The 1,591-nt window shown below is 56.9% G+C and carries 2 protein-coding genes; one reads left to right on the forward strand and one right to left on the reverse strand.

The features are described 5' to 3' along the window. Positions 1-923 (reverse strand): homocysteine S-methyltransferase family protein (locus tag FDW94_RS24480; protein WP_249358628.1); only part of this gene is annotated, 923 nt, incomplete at its 3' end. Between the two features lie 195 nt (positions 924-1,118). Between FDW94_RS24480 and FDW94_RS24485 the strand changes: the two genes are divergently transcribed. Then, positions 1,119-1,591 (forward strand): helix-turn-helix domain-containing protein (locus tag FDW94_RS24485; protein WP_249358629.1); only part of this gene is annotated, 473 nt, incomplete at its 3' end.

Here is a 1,591-nt window from a genome sequence, read left to right on the forward strand (position 1 = left end):
CCGACGATATTCAGGAAACCGGCCTCAGCCCACTCGCGAATCTGCGCCGCCATGGTGTCGGCGTCGAGATCGTATTCACCAAAGGCGTTCGGCAGTCCGGCGTTCGGGTGCGCGGTGACGTAGCATTCAGCAATGCGCGACAGTTCCTGCACGTACTGGCGCAATTCGTCCGGACCTAACGCGCAGTTCAGACCGAAGGTCAGCGCATCGGCGTGGCGCAGGGAGTTGTAGAATGCTTCGGTAGTCTGGCCGGAGAGCGTACGCCCGGAAGCATCGGTGATGGTGCCGGAGAGCATAATCGGCAGCTCAACGCCCAGCGCTTCAAATTCGGTTTTAACCGCGAAAATAGCGGCTTTGGCGTTCAGAGTATCGAAGACGGTTTCAATCAGGATCAGGTCACTGCCGCCTTCCACCAGCGCTTTGGTGGATTCACGGTAGGCGGCCACCAGCTGATCAAAGGTAATGTTGCGGTAAGCCGGGTCGTTAACATCAGGCGAGATAGACGCCGTGCGGTTCGTTGGGCCGAGCACGCCCGCGACGTAGCGCGGTTTTTCCGGCGTGCGCGCCGTCCATTCGTCAGCCGCCGCACGCGCCAGTTTGGCTGCCGCAAAGTTGATTTCCGCCGACAGGGATTCCATCTGGTAATCCGCCATGGCGATAGTCGTCGAGTTAAAGGTGTTGGTTTCGATGATATCCGCGCCCGCCTCAAAGTAGGCGTTATGGATGGCGGCGATGACCTCCGGTTTGCTGAGCACCAACAAGTCGTTGTTACCTTTCAGATCGCACGGCCAGTCGGCAAAGCGTTCGCCGCGGAAATCCTCTTCGCTCAGACGATATCCCTGGATCATGGTGCCCATACCGCCGTCCAGCACCAGAATACGTTCATTTAACTGCTGACGTAATTGTTCTACTTTGCTGCTCACACTCGCTCCCGACAACGCTCAACCAGACCGAAAAAAACTCAACAGGTCATACTGGCACAAACCTGAGAGGCGGAAAAGAGAACAACGGCCAACATGAGACATGTTCAGCTTCACTCATCCGATCAGTACAGGAATTCTTGCATTATAATTGAATAAAACGAAAATGATTTCCACGATACAGAAAAGGAGTCTGCCATGGTAGCCACTGTCCCCGCGAAACGCGGTAGAAAACCCGCCGCCGCTACTGCGCCTGCAACCGGGCAGGTTCAGTCTCTGACCCGCGGTCTGAAGCTGCTGGAGTGGATTGCGGAATCCAACGGCAGCGTGGCGTTGACCGAGCTGGCGCAGCAGGCTGGCCTGCCAAACTCCACGACTCACCGTTTGCTGACCACCATGCAGCAGCAGGGTTTTGTCCGTCAGGTGGGTGAATTAGGCCACTGGGCCGTAGGTGCGCATGCGTTCATCGTCGGCAGCAGCTTTTTGCAAAGCCGTAATCTGCTGGCGATTGTCCATCCGATCCTGCGCAAGCTGATGGAAGATTCCGGTGAGACGGTAAACCTGGCCGTGCTGGATCAAAGCGATCATCAGGCCATTATTATCGACCAGGTGCAGTGCACCCAACTGATGCGCATGTCCGCGCCTATCGGCGGCAAACTGCCGATGCACGC

The sequence above is a fragment of the Citrobacter sp. wls757 genome, assembly GCF_005280935.1.
Taxonomy (GTDB): domain Bacteria; phylum Pseudomonadota; class Gammaproteobacteria; order Enterobacterales; family Enterobacteriaceae; genus Citrobacter; species Citrobacter portucalensis.